General features: G+C 63.0%; 13 protein-coding genes. 10 read left to right on the top strand and 3 right to left on the bottom strand.

What is annotated here, in order from left to right:
- Positions 1 to 506, bottom strand: a 506-nt coding sequence (locus M6689_RS02550) for a protein-L-isoaspartate(D-aspartate) O-methyltransferase (protein ID WP_298267449.1), incomplete at its 3' end; no start/stop codon positions are given.
- Between the two features lie 69 nt (positions 507 to 575).
- Between M6689_RS02550 and M6689_RS02545 the strand changes: the two genes are divergently transcribed.
- Complete coding sequence (locus M6689_RS02545) at positions 576 to 2,951, top strand: hypothetical protein (RefSeq protein ID WP_298267446.1); 2,376 nt, start codon at positions 576 to 578, stop codon at positions 2,949 to 2,951.
- Here the strand turns inward: M6689_RS02545 and M6689_RS02540 are convergent, their stop codons facing one another.
- Complete coding sequence (locus tag M6689_RS02540; protein ID WP_298267444.1) at positions 2,952 to 3,659, bottom strand: protein-L-isoaspartate(D-aspartate) O-methyltransferase; 708 nt, start codon at positions 3,657 to 3,659, stop codon at positions 2,952 to 2,954.
- Positions 3,660 to 4,026: 367 nt separating this feature from the next.
- Between M6689_RS02540 and gcvT the strand changes: the two genes are divergently transcribed.
- The 8 genes from gcvT to M6689_RS02500 all read left to right on the top strand — a co-directional run bounded on the left by gcvT (position 4,027) and on the right by M6689_RS02500 (position 10,883).
- Positions 4,027 to 5,115, top strand: coding sequence for a glycine cleavage system aminomethyltransferase GcvT (gene gcvT, locus M6689_RS02535; RefSeq protein ID WP_298267442.1), 1,089 nt, complete (start codon positions 4,027 to 4,029; stop codon positions 5,113 to 5,115).
- Positions 5,116 to 5,222: 107 nt separating this feature from the next.
- Positions 5,223 to 5,597 carry a glycine cleavage system protein GcvH gene (gcvH, locus tag M6689_RS02530; RefSeq protein WP_298267440.1) on the top strand — a complete coding sequence of 125 codons (375 nt, stop codon included), beginning with the start codon at positions 5,223 to 5,225 and terminating at the stop codon, positions 5,595 to 5,597.
- Positions 5,597 to 6,943 (top strand): aminomethyl-transferring glycine dehydrogenase subunit GcvPA, encoded by a 1,347-nt coding sequence (gene gcvPA / locus M6689_RS02525; RefSeq protein ID WP_298267438.1) that lies wholly within the window; start codon positions 5,597 to 5,599, stop codon positions 6,941 to 6,943. The genes gcvH and gcvPA overlap by 1 nt, the downstream gene beginning before the upstream one ends.
- Positions 6,934 to 8,382, top strand: a complete 1,449-nt coding sequence (gene gcvPB / locus M6689_RS02520) for an aminomethyl-transferring glycine dehydrogenase subunit GcvPB (RefSeq protein ID WP_298267436.1) — start codon at positions 6,934 to 6,936, stop codon at positions 8,380 to 8,382. Before gcvPA ends, gcvPB begins: the two co-directional genes overlap by 10 nt.
- A 4-nt stretch (positions 8,383 to 8,386) precedes the next feature.
- Entirely contained in the window at positions 8,387 to 9,199 is an 813-nt protein-coding gene (locus M6689_RS02515; protein WP_298267434.1) for a lipoate--protein ligase family protein, read from the top strand.
- The gene (gene lipA, locus M6689_RS02510) at positions 9,196 to 10,047 is read left to right on the top strand and encodes a lipoyl synthase (protein WP_298267431.1); all 852 of its coding nucleotides are present in this window, start codon (positions 9,196 to 9,198) and stop codon (positions 10,045 to 10,047) included. Before M6689_RS02515 ends, lipA begins: the two co-directional genes overlap by 4 nt.
- A 231-nt stretch (positions 10,048 to 10,278) precedes the next feature.
- A complete protein-coding gene (locus M6689_RS02505) occupies positions 10,279 to 10,563 on the top strand; it encodes a toxin (RefSeq protein ID WP_298267429.1) in 285 nt (94 codons plus the stop codon).
- Positions 10,560 to 10,883 (top strand): hypothetical protein, encoded by a 324-nt coding sequence (locus tag M6689_RS02500; protein ID WP_298267427.1) that lies wholly within the window; start codon positions 10,560 to 10,562, stop codon positions 10,881 to 10,883. The genes M6689_RS02505 and M6689_RS02500 overlap by 4 nt, the downstream gene beginning before the upstream one ends.
- A 94-nt stretch (positions 10,884 to 10,977) precedes the next feature.
- Here the strand turns inward: M6689_RS02500 and M6689_RS02495 are convergent, their stop codons facing one another.
- Complete coding sequence (locus M6689_RS02495; RefSeq protein ID WP_298267425.1) at positions 10,978 to 11,631, bottom strand: DUF3793 family protein; 654 nt, start codon at positions 11,629 to 11,631, stop codon at positions 10,978 to 10,980.
- Between the two features lie 371 nt (positions 11,632 to 12,002).
- On the opposite strand from M6689_RS02495, the gene M6689_RS02490 reads away from it, so the two are divergent.
- Positions 12,003 to 12,884 carry an RHS repeat-associated core domain-containing protein gene (locus M6689_RS02490; protein ID WP_298267423.1) on the top strand — a complete coding sequence of 294 codons (882 nt, stop codon included), beginning with the start codon at positions 12,003 to 12,005 and terminating at the stop codon, positions 12,882 to 12,884.
- Positions 12,885 to 13,068: the final 184 nt, after the last annotated feature.

The following is a 13,068-nucleotide window of genomic DNA, read 5'->3' as shown; positions in this document are numbered from 1 at the left end:
TGCTCCAGGAGCGGTTTCGGCACCTGCGGCGCGCCGGCGGTGACGACGATGGCGTCGTAGGGGGCGTGGTCGGGCCAGCCGAGGGTGCCGTCCCCCTCATGGATGAGGATGTTGTCGTACCCGAGCAGCTCCAGCCGCAGGCGGGCGGTCTCCGCCAGGCTGTGGAGCCGCTCGACGGTATGGACGGCGGCCGCAATCGTGCCGAGCACGGCGGCCGCGTAGCCGGACCCCGTGCCGATCTCCAGCACCCGGTCCGTGGGCGCCAGCTCCAGGGCCTGGGCCATGTACGCCACGATGTAGGGCTGGGAGATCGTCTGCCCCTCGCCGATGGGGAGCGGATAATCCTCGTAGGCAAGCTCGAACATCTCCTCGGGGACGAACGCCTCTCGGGGGACCTCCCGCATCGCCCGGATCACCATCGGGTCGTGGATGTCCCGGCCGAGGAGATGCTCCCTGATCATGGTCTCGCGCCGGGCATCGAGATTTTTCGTGAAATGGAGTCTCATGGCATTTCTCGGGTATACTTAAAGTAAAATTCACGCAATGAAGTATACCACGCATCGGGCTCCGAGGCCGTGACCACCGAACGAAAGACCCCCATCACCATCTTCCTCTGCTCCGTGGCAAGCCTTGCCTACGAGGTGACGCTCTCCCGGATATTCTCCATATCCCTCTGGTACCACTTCGCCTTCATGATCATCAGCATCGCCATGCTCGGTTTTGCCGCCAGCGGCACGGCGCTCTCCCTCTATCCCCGCCTGAAGAAGATCGAGCACCTCGGCCGCTACGCCCTGCTCCTCGGTGCCGCCATCCCCCTGAGCTACCTCCTCGCCAACCGGGTCCCCTTCGATCCGGTGCGGCTCACCTGGGAGAGGACGCAGCTCCTGGCCATCCTGCTGTACTACGTCATCCTCGCCATCCCCTTCTTCTGCGCCGGGCTCGTCGTCGCGACCGGGTTCGCCGTGCAGAGCCAACGGTCGGGGCTCCTCTACGGGGCAGACCTCCTGGGCGCCGGCACCGGTTCCCTCGGCGTTCTCCTCCTCTTGGGGAGCCTGGCCCCCGAGCGGGCGGTGTTCGTCCTCTCCCTGGCCCCCTTAACTGCGGCCGTTGTCTCTGGCACCGCGAGGCTGCGGATCGGGGCGCTTCTCTGTGCCCTCCTTAGCCTCTCCATCCTGGTTGCAGAGCCCGGATTCGCGCGGCTGCGCATCTCCCCGTACAAGGGGCTGGAGAGCGCCCTCCGCTTCCCCGGCGCCAGGGCGCTGAAGACTTACGTGAGCCCCTTCGCCCGGGTGGATACCTTCACGAGCCCAGCGGTCCGCTTCGCCCCGGGGCTATCGCTGCGCTATCTGGAGCCGCTCCCCCCGCAGGCCGGGCTCGCCGTCGACGGCGGGGACGTGAGCGCCATCACCGCCGCCGGAAGCGGGCGGGGCCTCGATTTCCTGGAATACCTCCCTTCCGCCCTCCCGTACGTGCTCGGGAAGAGGGAGCGGGTACTCGTTCTTGACCCCAGGGGTGGGCTGCAGGTGCTGGTGGCGCGCCGCTTCGGCGCCGGGGAGATCGTCGGGGTGGAATCGAATCCCCTCCTGGTGCGGGTCATCCGGGACGACTGGCGGGAGTTCGCCGGCAACATCTACGGCGAGCGGACCTTCACCGGCCTCGGGAGGTCGTGGCTGCGGGGGAGGGGGGAGCGGTTCGACATCATCGACCTCTCCCCCATGGGGACGGAGCCCTACGGCTCCTTCGGGATCGCGGAGGACTACCGCTTCACCGTCGAGGCGTTCGGGGAGTACCTGGAGCACCTGCGGCCCGACGGCGTGCTGGGGGTGAACCTCTACCTCATCCCCCCGCCCCGGACCGAGCTGAGAATCCTCGCCACCTTGATTGCGGCCATGGAGAAACGGGGGATCCGGGAGCCGTCCCGGCACCTGGCGGTGGTGAGGAGCTGGGGGGCGCTCTGCCTGCTGGCGAAACTCTCCCCCCTGACCGCCGCCGATATCGAAGCCATCAGGAGGTTTGCGGCCGAGCGGTGGTTCGACCCGGTCCATTACCCGGGGCTCACCGCCGCCGAGGCCAATGTGCATGTGAAGATGCGCTCCAACGACTATTTCGAGGCCGTCTCAAACATCCTCTCCCCCGAGCGGCGGAAGCGGTTCATGGCCGCCTACCCCTTCGACATAGCACCGGTCAGCGACGACCGGCCGTTTTTCCACTACTTCCTGAAACTGGGCCGACTCGGCGACGTCTACCGGATCATGGGGGAAAAGTGGGAGTTCTTCCTGGAAGAGGGGTATGTGGTGCCGGCGGTCTTCCTCCAGGTGGTGCTTCTGAGCCTGGTGCTCCTGCTCCTTCCCCTGGCCGCCGGAAAAAGCGCCCCGCCGAAAGGGGGGGGCGGCAGGGGGCTCCTCCCGTACGTGGCGTTTCTCGGCTGCGGCTTCATGTTCGTGGAGACCGCCCTGATCCAGAAGAGCATCCTTCCCTTGGAGAACCCCTCCTACGCGGTGGCGACTGTCCTTGCCGGCCTGCTGGTCAGCTCCGGGGCCGGAAGCCTCCTCGGGCACCGTATCGCCCTGCTGCAGAGTCCCGCCACCGTGGCCGCCATCGCCCTGCTGATCCTCGTCTGCGGCGCCTTCCTGCCGGCCGCCTCCGCCGCCCTGGCTCCCCTGGCGCTCCCGGCGAAGATCTGCCTGGTGTTCCTGATGGTCTCCCTCCCGGGACTCCTGATGGGGATCCCCTTTCCCACGGGGATGCGCATCCTGGGGGAGGCCGCTCCGTCCCTCATCCCGTGGGCGTGGGCGATCAACGGCTGCTTCTCGGTCCTTGCCCCGATCCTTGCCATCATGCTCGCCACGGCGGCCGGTTTCACCGTCGTCCTGATCCTGGGGGCCGCGGCCTATCTCCTCGCCTTTCTCAACCTCCGGCATTTCATGGGGGGCGGGGCGCCCCCGCGGTGATCACTTCCCTTTCTGCGCCTCGCCGGTCATCGGCACGAAGGCCACCGGCCCCATCTCCTCCACGGCGAGCCGGCCGCCCCGTTTCGTCACCAGGGTGAGGGTCTGGCTGTAGACCGTGCTCCCGAGGGGGAGGATCAGCCTCCCTCCATCCTTCAGCTGCCTGATGAGGGGGGGCGGGATGTGGTTGGCCGCCGCCGTGATGATGATGGCATCGAAGGGGGCCCGCTCCCCCCACCCGAAGTAGCCGTCCCCGTACCTTACCCGGACGTTGCGATAACCGAGCTCCCGCAGCCTCTTTTCCGCCATCTCGGCGAGGGACTTCCGGATCTCGATGGTGCAGACCTCCTTCACCAGTTCGGACAGCACCGCCGCCTGGTACCCGGAGCCGGTGCCGATCTCCAGTACCCGGTCGGAGGGGCGGAGCCTCAGGGCCTCGGTCATCAGGGCGACCACGTACGGCTGGGAAATCGTCTGCCCCTCGCCGATGGGGAGCGGATGATCGGCGTAGGCCTGGCTCCGCAGGCGCTCGTCGACAAAGAGGTGCCGAGGGACCCTCCCCATCGCCTCCAGCACCCGCCGGTCCCGGATCCCCCGGCCCTTGATGTCGTGCTCCACCATGGCCTGCCGTTTTGCCGGGAACGGGTCCGCGGCCAGGACGGTGAAGGCCGCGCCGAGCAGGATCCCAACGAATACCAGGGCATGCCTCATCTGCGGACTCCTTTCAGGGGCACGACGATTTCCTTACCCGAAGGCTCGCCGGCTATTCCGCCTCTTCTTCCTTCTCCTCGCAGGTGCAGCGCTGCGGGGTGTCACCGCATCCGATGCAGAGACCGTTCTCCAGGTCCCGTCCGCACTTCTCGCATCTAATCACCATGGCTTCTTCTCCTCTATCGATTTTTCAGGTGGTTGCGTCGTGGAAGGAAAGTCGGATTATTAACTTCTAGCAACAAAACGGCGCAAGTCAATTGCCGGAAAGAGTAGCCGGGACCCCCTCAAAAAAGTTTACAACCCAGGCCAAATATCTTAGAGTTGTTCGCCTGATCCCCCCGGTAATTCTCCTACGAGGTAAAGCCCTATGGAACCTCTCAAAAGCACCCCCCTTTCAGCCGAACACGTGAAACTGAAAGCCCTTATGGCCCCCTTCGGCGGCTGGAACATGCCGATCCAGTACGAGGGGATCATCGCCGAGCACAAATGGTGCCGCGAGCAGGCGGCCCTCTTCGACATCTGCCACATGGGGGAGTTTCTCTTCAGGGGGGACCTCGTCGCCTCGGGGCTCGAAGAGGTCTTCACCTTCTCCGTGGCGTCGATCCCCGTGGGGCGCTCCCGTTACGGCTTTCTCCTGAACGATGCCGGCGGCATCATTGATGATCTGATCGTCTTTCGCCTCGCCCCCGACGAGGCGATGGTGGTGGTGAACGCCGCCACCATCGACAAGGACTTCGCCGCCATCTCGGCGCGGCTCTCGGGAGGGGAGTTCCGCAACATCACTGCGGAGACCGGCAAGCTCGACCTCCAGGGCCCCCTCTCCCGCGACGTACTCGCCGGGGTGGTCGGACCGGAGATCGCCGCCATCCCCTACTTCAAGTTCATCCGGACGAAGGTCCTCGGGGTGGAGGCCATCGTGAGCCGCACCGGCTACACCGGCGAGCTCGGCTATGAGATCTTCCTTCCGGCGGCGAAGACCGTGGAGCTCTGGCACCGGCTCCTGGAGGACCCGCGGGTGAAACCCGCCGGCCTCGGCGCCCGGGACGTGCTGCGGCTGGAGGTGGGATACAGCCTCTACGGCAGCGACATCGACGAGGCCACCACCCCCATCGAGGCGGGACTGGAGGCGTTCGTCAACTTCGACAAGGCGTTTGTCGGGAAAGAGGCGCTCCTGAAGCAGCGGGCCGACGGGGTGACGCGGACCAAGGTCGCCTTCCAGGTCGGCTCCCGCCGCTCGCCGCGCCACGACTACGAGATCTGCTTCGAAGGGGAGCGGGTCGGCACCGTCACGAGCGGCGTCTTCTCCCCCATGCTCGGCTGCGGCATCGGCATCGGCTTCGTGAAGCCCGAGGCCGCCGTCCTCGGCGCGCCGCTCACCATCCGCCACGACAAGGTGAGCATGGAGGCGACGGCGGTGGAACTGCCGTTCTACAAGGGCGGGTCGCTGCGGTCGTAGGGGCGCTGCTTGCTGCGCCCTGAATCCCCCAATGCCAAAAAGGGCGGGGCAAGCGCCGCCCCTACAGCTTTTACCGTTCTTCATTACGATTATAAGGAGGATTTACCATGGAAACCTATTTCACCAAGGAGCACGAGTGGGTCAAGGTCAAGGAAGGGGTTGCCGCGGTGGGGATCACCGAGTACGCCGCCCACCAGTTGGGAGATGTCACCTTCGTGGAGCTGCCGCAGATCGGCAAGAGCGTGAAGCAGTTCGAGGTCCTGGCGGCCATTGAGTCGGTGAAGGCGGCAAGCGACATCTACGCCCCGGTCTCCGGCACGGTGACCCAGGTGAACGAGGCCCTGAACGACCGTCCCGAGATCGTGAACGAGGCGGCCGAGGACGCCGGGTGGATCGCCTGGATCGAGATGGCCGACCCGGCGGAACTTAAGAACCTCATGACCCGCGCGCAGTACGACGACTACCTGAAAGGCCTGGAATAATGAGCGGCACCAGCTACTGTCCCAACACCCCGGAGGAGATCCGGGAGATGCTCGCGGCCATTGGCGTCGCGAGCGTCGATGACCTCTTCCGCCCCATACCGGCCGGACTGCGGGCCCGCTCCTTCGACCTGCCGGAGGGGATGTCGGAGTTCGAGATGCTCCGCCGCTTTGAGGCCCTGGCCGGGAAGAACGCCCAGCACCTCACCCACTTCGTCGGCGGCGGCTTCTACGACCACCTGATCCCGACCGTGGTGGACCACCTCTCGGGGCGGGCGGAGTTCTACACCGCCTACACCCCTTACCAGCCCGAGTGTTCCCAGGGGACCCTCCAGGCGCTCTTCGAGTACCAGACCGCCATCTGCCGCCTGACCGGGATGGAGGTCTCCAACGCCTCCCTCTACGACGGCGGGACGGCCCTGGCCGAGGCGGCCCTGATGGCGCTGCGGATAACCGGCCGCAGCCGTCTGGTGATCGACGGCGCGGTGAATCCGCTCCACCGGGAGATCGTCCGGACCTATCTCTCGGGTCTCGACGTGGAGCTGGTGGAGATCGGACCGAAACTCGGGATGGAGGACGACGCGCGGCTGCGGGCCGCCATCGACGACGCCACGGCGGCGGTCATCGTCCAGAACCCCAACTTCTTCGGGAGCGTGAGCGACTTCCGCAAACTGGCCGCCGACGCCCACGCCGCCGGTGTGCTTCTCGTGGTCTCCGCCTACCCGGTGGCCCTGGGGCTCGTGGAGAGTCCCGGCGCCATGGGGGCCGACATCGTGGTGGGGGACGGCCAGAGCCTCGGCAACCCCCTCTCCTTCGGCGGCCCCTCCTTCGGCTTCATAGCCACCCGCAAGGGGTACATCCGCAACCTCCCGGGCCGGATCATCGGCGAGACCGTGGACCGGGAAGGGCGGCGGGGGTTCGTCCTGACGCTGCAGGCCCGGGAGCAGCACATCAAGCGCCACAAGGCCACCTCCAACATCTGCAGCAACCAGAGCCTCTGTGCCCTGCGGGGGCTGATCTTCCTCTCGGCCCTGGGGAGGGAAGGGTTCGCCGAGCTCGCCCGCCTGAACTACGACAAGGCCGAGTACGCGAAGAGCGTCCTCGGGGGGCTCTCCGGGGTGGAGGTAATGAACGGCTCCGCCACCTTCAACGAGTTCACCCTCTGCCTGCGGAAAAACGCCGACGAGGTGGTGGCGGGGCTCCTCAAGCGGGGAGTGGTGGCGGGGGTCCCCCTGGGGCCGTACTACCCCGACATGGGGAACTGCCTGGTGGTGACCGTGACCGAAAAGCGGACGAAGGAGGAGATCGACACCTTCGCCCGGCAGCTGGAGGGGGTGCTATGGAGCTGATCTACGAACAATCACGGAGCGGGCGCCGCGGGGTGCGGCTCCCGGCGAGCGACGTCCCTGCCGCCGCCGGTCTTCCCGCCGCCCTTGCGCGGAGCGAGGCCGCCCCCCTTCCCGAGGTGAGCGAGCTGGACGTGGTGCGCCACTTCACGAACCTGTCGCGCCAAAACTTCTCGGTGGACACCCACTTCTATCCGCTGGGCTCCTGCACCATGAAGTACAACGCCAAGGCGATCGAAGAGGCGGCGAAGCTCTTCGCGCCGTTCCACCCCATGGTGCCGCTCCTCCCCGGGGGGAGTTCCTTCAGCCAGGGGTGCCTCGGGCTCGTCCATGAGCTGGGGAGCGTCCTTGCCGAGATCACCGGCATGGACGAGGTGACCACCCAGCCCCTGGCCGGCGCCCACGGCGAGATGACCGGGATCATGCTGATCGCCGCCTACCACAAGGCCAAGAGGAACAGGAAGAAGTACGTGGTGGTCCCCGACTCCTCCCACGGCACCAACCCGGCCTCCGCCGCCATGGTGGGATACGAGATCATCACCGTCCCCACCGCCCCCTACGGCGACATGGACCTGGACAAGTTCCGGGAGGTGATGACCGACGAGGTGGCGGCGGTGATGATGACCTGCCCCAACACCCTGGGGCTCTTCAACCCGCACATCAAGGAGATCTGCGATATCGCCCACGATCACGACGCCCTCATGTATTACGACGGCGCCAACCTGAACGCCATCCTGGGGAAGGTGCGCCCCGGCGACGTCGGCTTCGACGTGATCCACGTGAACCTCCACAAAACCTTCGGTACTCCCCACGGCGGGGGCGGGCCGGGGAGCGGTCCGGTGGGGGTGAAGAAGCAGCTCGTCCCGTTTCTCCCCGACCCGCGGATCGTGAAGCACGACGACGGCAGTTACGCCGTGGACTTCGCTCCGCACCGGGCGAGCATCGGCCGCACCGCCGGCTTCTTCGGCAACTTCGGGGTGATGGCGCGGGCTTTTGCCTACATCACCATGCTCGGCCGAGAGGGGCTCATCGAGGTGAGCGAGCAGGCGGTCCTGAACGCCAACTATGTGATGAACCGCCTGAAGGACGTCTACGATCTCCCCTACGACCAGACCTGCATGCACGAGTGCGTCTTCTCGGCGGGGCGCCAGACGAAGAACGGGGTCCACGCCATCGACATCGCCAAGTTCCTCATCGACCGGGGGTACCACCCGCCGACGGTCTACTTTCCGCTCATCGTCAGAGAGGCGATCATGATCGAGCCGACCGAGACCGAGAGCAAGGAGACTCTCGACGCCTTCATCGCAGTCATGCGCGAGGCGGCGGAGCTGGCGGAGAAGGAGCCGGCCGCCTTCGCCGAGATGCCGAAGACCATGCCGGTCACCCGCCTCGACGAGACCAGGGCGGCGCGGGAGCAGAACGTCAGCTACTTTGGCTGCTGACCCCTTGCAGAACCCTGGCCCCTGGCGCCTCATCGACACCGGCCCCCTCGACGGGGGAGCCAACATGGCGGTGGATGAGGCGCTGCTGCGGCATTTTGATCCCGCTCATTCATTGCCGGTGCTCCGCCTCTACGGGTGGGAGCCACCGGCTTTTTCTTTGGGAAGGTTCCAGAGGGGGGAGGAGGCGCTCGACCTGGAGCGCTGCCGGGCCGCCGGGATTGCGGTGGTGCGCCGGATCACCGGCGGCGGGGTGATCTACCACGCCGAGGAGCTGACCTACGCCGTCGTCTGCGCGCCCCCCCAGATCCCAGGCGGGCGGGGGGTGAAGGAGTCGTTTCGGACCCTCACCCGCTTTCTGCTCCACTTCTACGCCGGGCTCGGCATCGACGCCTCCTGGGCGCGGGAACGCCACCCGCCGGAGCGCCTCGGGCTCCGGACCCCCCTCTGCTTTGCCGGCAGGGAGGAGTACGATATCCTCGCCGGCGGAAGGAAGATTGGCGGCAACGCCCAGCGGCGGCTGAAGGATGTCGTCTTCCAGCACGGATCCATCCCGCTTCGCCCCGCCCTGCAGCGGGCCCTGCCGTTTCTCCGGCAGGTGCCGCCGGGATTTCAGGAGGGAACGGCGAGCCTCGCCGAGCTGGGGGTGACGGAGGATGCCCCCGTTCTCGGGAAGCGCCTTGCCGCCTCCTTCGCGACGGCACTTGGCGTGACCCTCGTCCCCTCCGCCCTCACGGCGGCCGAGGCGGCCACCGCCGCGCGGCTTGCGGCGGAGCGCTACGGCACCGACGCCTGGAACATCCACGGAGAGAGCCCATGAACATCGTCCGCAAGCCCGAATGGCTGCAGAAGAGGATCAACCCCGCCGCCCACGCCGAGATGGAGGGGCTCCTGGGCGAGCTTCGCCTCCACACGGTCTGCCAGGAGGCCCGCTGCCCCAACATCACCGAGTGCTTCCGGGAGCGGCAGGCGACCTTTCTGATTCTGGGCGCCGACTGCACCCGCCTCTGTTCCTTCTGCAACGTAACCAAGAAGACGCCTTTACCCCCCGATCCCGGCGAGCCGGGGCGGGTGGCCGAGGCGGTGGTCCGGCTCGCCCTCTCCCATGTGGTGATCACGAGCCCAACCCGCGACGACCTCCCCGACGGCGGGGCGCGCCACTATGCCGAGACCGTCGCCGCCATCCGAAACGCCTCCCCAGCCACCACGGTGGAGCTCCTGATCCCAGACTTCCAGGGGAGCGTCGGGAGCCTGCAGGCGGTGGTAGATGCCTCCCCCGACATCATTGGCCACAATGTGGAGACCGTGCCGCGTCTCTACCTCATCCGGGCCGGGGCCGACTACGGCCGCTCCCTCGCAGTGCTCCGGACCCTGAAGGAGTTGGAACCCGCCGCCAGGACCAAGTCGGGGCTCATGCTCGGCCTCGGCGAGACCCAGGAAGAGGTGCTGCAGGTGATGGCGGACCTGCGGGAGGCGGGCTGCTCGTACCTGAGCCTCGGCCAGTATCTGGCGCCAAGCCGCAGCCACCATCCGGTCCACGAGTTTGTCCGGCCCGAGCGCTTCGACCGGCTGCGGGAGAAGGGGTTGTCGCTGGGATTCGGCCATGTGGAGAGCGGCCCCTACGTGCGGAGCTCCTACCACGCGGCGCAGTACGGGGAAGAGAAGTGACCGTGCCCGAGTGCCTGAGGATTTGATGGCTGAAAGTCGAAGGGGCTCCTGGCCTCTTTCACCGTCCTGACTGGCACGGAATTTTCCGGAATTTTCGGAATTTTTGTCCGGAATTTTGCCCGGGAAGATACACCTGACAAAAAATGCCGTCAGATGATCTCACACGACGTTACACGCAACCCCACCCAACAATCTGATGACAAAAGGCACACATCAAGGTATAATTCCACCATGAAAACTTTTCGCTGGAATCATGAGAAAAATGAACGGCTTAAGGTTGATCGAGAAATATCCTTTGAGGAGATTGTTCTCGCACTAGAGGGTGACGGACTTCTTGACATCCTGCGACATCCCAACGAGTCGAAATACCCAAACCAGCGCATTCTGGTCGTGTGCTTCGAGGACTATGTCTATCTCGTGCCGTTTGTCGAGGAAACAGAGCACTATTTCCTAAAAACCATCATCCCAAGCCGGAAGGCAACCAGAGATTATCTGGGCGGAGGTAGTAACAAATGAAAAAAGCAGACAAATACGAAAAAGAACTAGAAGGGGCTTACGACAAAGGTGAGCTAGTTTCCGAAAGACCATCCAAGACAGAAAAAGACAAATTCAAAGCTGCTGCTCAGGCTACCTTTGTTAAGGACAGACGGGTGAATATTCGACTTTCCTCTCCCGATCTGATGGACATTCAGGCGCGAGCGCTAGAAGAGGGTGTACCATATCAAACTCTTATTGCCAGTGTTCTGCATAAGTTTGTCAGTGGCCGGCTGATCGAAAAACCATCGCGTCTAACAACGAGCTCGACGCGGGCCGCCAAAAAACGGGCGGCCGGTTAGCTCGGACCCCGTTGTGCGAGAAAAATCATGGCACAAAATCTGGTGACAATCGGCAGATACAGCACGCCAACGTCCCCTTGTCCTTGGGGCGCTGTCAGGCCGCGCCCCTCAGGCATTCCAGAGGGGAGCAGCAGGAGACGAGCCGGTTGGCCATCCGGCAGCGACACTCGCGGAACCGGAGCGCCAGGTCGAGACTTTCGTGGGGGTTGCCGTAGATCTTCCAGGGACCCTGGCAGGCGAAGGGGATCGCGACCCACCCCATGAACGCCACCACGTCTTTGAGCGGATAGCCGAGGAAGATCCCGATTTCGTGGGGGAATCCCCCTCCCTTCATTCTCTTTCGCAGCTCGTTGAACAGCTCGCCGGTCCGCGCCGGGCCCGGGTACCCCGCCTTTTCGAGAATGACCTTCACGCTCCTGCGCTCCAGGAGGCCGTCGAGCGCCTCGGGACGGTAGATGTAGAGAAGGATCGTCCCCTCTTCTTCCGCCAGGGCCTCTGCCGCCAGCCCGCTTTCAGCGAGAAGCTCTCCGCCGTACCGCCGCCAGAGGCCGGAGAGGTTCCTGCCACACCACTGGGGACGCCCGCTGATACTGATGAGGTTCCCCGGCTTGATCCCCTCGATGACCTCCGCCGCTTCCAGGGCAAGAAACGAGGCGATACATTCCCGGTCGTCGGGAAAATGGCGTCCGAGTCCGCGCCAGACTTCGTGGCGGGGAAGTTTGTCTTCTTGCGTAAAGTGTTTTTTCATGGCCGGTCCGTGAAAATAAAAATGAAAGTAGATTTCAAGATACCGGATTGAGCCGGACGTGTCAAGGAGGTGATTGTTCCGTGGTGCATTTCCCGGCATTGTGGGAGATGGCAGCAGGCCAGATTTCTCTGGGCCTCCCGAAGATGTTTTCATGCTCGGCTCTATATGGTTTCGTGCTCCGGGGATGACCACTAGGTAAGAAGTGGCTAACTTTTTTTAACATCAATGTCACGTTTATAGCTTGACCTGGCAAGCGGCTTATGTTAATTAGCGAAAAAAAATTATATTTTATAAATAACTTGCAGCTTGGGCTAATGTGACTGTTTGGCATCCTTGACAGGATCAGTATTTACTCGTTCAGGAGATAGGATATGAGCGTCAAGAGAATCTTAGAGGCAGTCTTTTTTCTGATTCTTACGTGCTGGGGTTTGCCCCAGCCGTTAATGGCAGACCAGGTGTATTTCTACCACACCGACCCGGCCGGGACGCCGTTGGCCATGACCGATTCAAGCGGGGCGGTGGTCTGGAAGGCTGACTACAAGCCGTTCGGGGAGGAGAATTCGACTACCGGAGCAGCAACGAACGACCGGCGTTTTGTCGGCAAAGAGAAGGACGAGGAGACGGGGCTCTCCTACTTCGGAGCCAGGTATGAGGATGCGAAAATTGGCCGGTTCATCGCTCCCGATCCGGTCAGGGCCGTTGATCCCAACACCAGCAAGACCAATGAGAAACTGCTGGTGAATCCGCAACGGCTGAATACCTATGCGTATGCGCTCAACAATCCAAACAAGTATATCGATCCAGACGGAAAGGACGTTGCTTTTATAGTCGACCCCAATGGGGCTGGAGGTAATGGTCACGCATCTCTATATTTCCAGGACTCAAAGGGTAATTGGTATGCGTATAACCAAGGAGCTGCGGGGGATACTTCTTCAGGAGGAAATCTTGGATTTTTGTTGGGGTCAAATGCACCTGCTGGTGTGTCGATAGAACCTGTACAAGGACCACCAAAGGGCTCAGTAGTAATCAAAACAAATAAGTTACAAGATGACAAAATTGCAAAGAGCGCTCTCAGAAGTCAGATGCTACACAATTATGAAGGTAAAGATTATAATCTTTATAGTAACAATTGTAAGGATGCAGTTAGTGAAGTTATAAACAATTCTGGATCTGGGCTTAAGGTACAAAATTCAAAAGGTACTATCAGGCCTAATAGTTGGTTTAATGAACTGAAGGTGTGGAATACAAAATGACAAAGACATTGAATACTACTGCCAATCTTGCGATTATATTTTTCGTGATTGTATCAATTATATCATGCGCTCGAAGCAAAACAATAGATGTAAATTTAGGCATAATTGATAAAGATCTGAAAGTAAACTGCAATTTAAATAGAATATATACACGAAATGTAGACGAGCTAACTAAACGTATATA

The sequence above is a fragment of the Geobacter sp. genome, assembly GCF_027327745.1.
In the GTDB taxonomy this organism is placed as follows: Bacteria; Desulfobacterota; Desulfuromonadia; order Geobacterales; family Geobacteraceae; genus Geobacter.
This window is presented reverse-complemented; position numbering and strand designations above follow the sequence as displayed.

Bases quoted from the DNA above. Each gene is read 5' to 3' on its own strand.
- M6689_RS02540 (WP_298267444.1), bottom strand. From the start codon at position 3,659: ATGAGGCATGCCCTGGTATTCGTTGGGATCCTGCTCGGCGCGGCCTTC.
- gcvT (WP_298267442.1), top strand. From the start codon at position 4,027: ATGGAACCTCTCAAAAGCACCCCCCTTTCAGCCGAACACGTGAAACTG.
- gcvH (WP_298267440.1), top strand. From the start codon at position 5,223: ATGGAAACCTATTTCACCAAGGAGCACGAGTGGGTCAAGGTCAAGGAA.
- gcvPA (WP_298267438.1), top strand. From the start codon at position 5,597: ATGAGCGGCACCAGCTACTGTCCCAACACCCCGGAGGAGATCCGGGAG.
- gcvPB (WP_298267436.1), top strand. From the start codon at position 6,934: ATGGAGCTGATCTACGAACAATCACGGAGCGGGCGCCGCGGGGTGCGG.
- lipA (WP_298267431.1), top strand. From the start codon at position 9,196: ATGAACATCGTCCGCAAGCCCGAATGGCTGCAGAAGAGGATCAACCCC.
- M6689_RS02505 (WP_298267429.1), top strand. From the start codon at position 10,279: ATGAAAACTTTTCGCTGGAATCATGAGAAAAATGAACGGCTTAAGGTT.
- M6689_RS02500 (WP_298267427.1), top strand. From the start codon at position 10,560: ATGAAAAAAGCAGACAAATACGAAAAAGAACTAGAAGGGGCTTACGAC.
- M6689_RS02495 (WP_298267425.1), bottom strand. From the start codon at position 11,631: ATGAAAAAACACTTTACGCAAGAAGACAAACTTCCCCGCCACGAAGTC.
- M6689_RS02490 (WP_298267423.1), top strand. From the start codon at position 12,003: ATGAGCGTCAAGAGAATCTTAGAGGCAGTCTTTTTTCTGATTCTTACG.